At 66.9% G+C, this 1,080-nt stretch carries 1 protein-coding gene; it reads right to left on the bottom strand.

The features are described from left to right. Positions 1 to 6: 6 nt before the first annotated feature. The gene (mhpE, locus tag DK254_RS18970) at positions 7 to 1,020 is read right to left on the bottom strand and encodes a 4-hydroxy-2-oxovalerate aldolase (RefSeq protein ID WP_109935016.1); all 1,014 of its coding nucleotides are present in this window, start codon (positions 1,018 to 1,020) and stop codon (positions 7 to 9) included. Positions 1,021 to 1,080 lie beyond the last annotated feature (60 nt).

Raw genomic sequence — 1,080 nt, forward strand, 5'->3', positions numbered from 1 at the left:
TAGGGGCTAGGTCGGTGCGTTGAGCAGGTCCAGGGCCACGTCGACGATCATGTCTTCCTGGCCACCGACCATGCGCCGCTTGCCCAGCTCGACGAGGATGTCCACGGCCTTGATCCCGTACTTCGCCGAAGCCACCTCGGCGTGGCGCAGGAAGCTGGAATAGACGCCGGCGTAGCCCAGGGCCAGGGTTTCGCGATCGACGCGCACCGGGCGGTCCTGCAGCGGGCGCACCAGGTCGTCGGCCGCGTCCATCAGCGCGTAGAGGTCGGTGCCGTGGTGCCAGCCGAGCTTGTCGGCGGCGGCGATGAAGACTTCCAGCGGCGCGTTGCCAGCGCCGGCGCCCATGCCCGCCAGGCTGGCGTCGATGCGGTTGCAGCCCTCCTCCACCGCGGCGATGGAGTTGGCCACGCCGAGGCTGAGGTTGTGGTGGGCGTGGATGCCGGTTTCGGTCTCGGGCTTCAGGACGCCTTTCACGGCACGGAAGCGCGCGCGGATATCGTCCATGTTCATCGCCCCGCCGGAATCGACCACGTAGATACAGGTGGCACCGTAGCTCTCCATCAGCTTGGCCTGCTGCGCGAGGCCTTCCGGCGTCTGCATATGGCTCATCATCAGGAAGCCCACGGTGTCCATGCCCAGCTCGCGGGCGTACTCGATGTGTTGCTTGGAGACGTCCGCTTCGGTGCAATGGGTGGCCACGCGCACGACGCGAGCACCGGCGTTGTAGGCAGCCTTCAGGTCGTGGATGGTGCCGATGCCGGGCAGCAGCAGCGTGGCGATCTTCGCGTGCTTGACCACATCGGCCGCAGCTTCGATCCACTCCAGGTCGGTGTGCGCGCCGAAGCCGTAGTTGAAGCTGGAGCCTTGCAGGCCGTCGCCGTGGGCCACTTCGATGGAGTCCACCTTGGCGAGGTCAAGGGCGCTGGCAATCGCACGCACATCGTCCAGCGAGTACTGGTGGCGGATGGCATGCATGCCGTCGCGCAGGGTCACGTCGGAGATATAGAGTTTCTGGCTCATGCCGAGGCCCCCATTGCTTGCGCCATGCGCTCGGCGGTGGCCAGCGCGGCGGAGGTCATG

It is taken from the genome of Pseudomonas sp. RW407 (assembly GCF_003176655.1).
Lineage (GTDB): Bacteria > Pseudomonadota > Gammaproteobacteria > Pseudomonadales > Pseudomonadaceae > Pseudomonas > Pseudomonas delhiensis.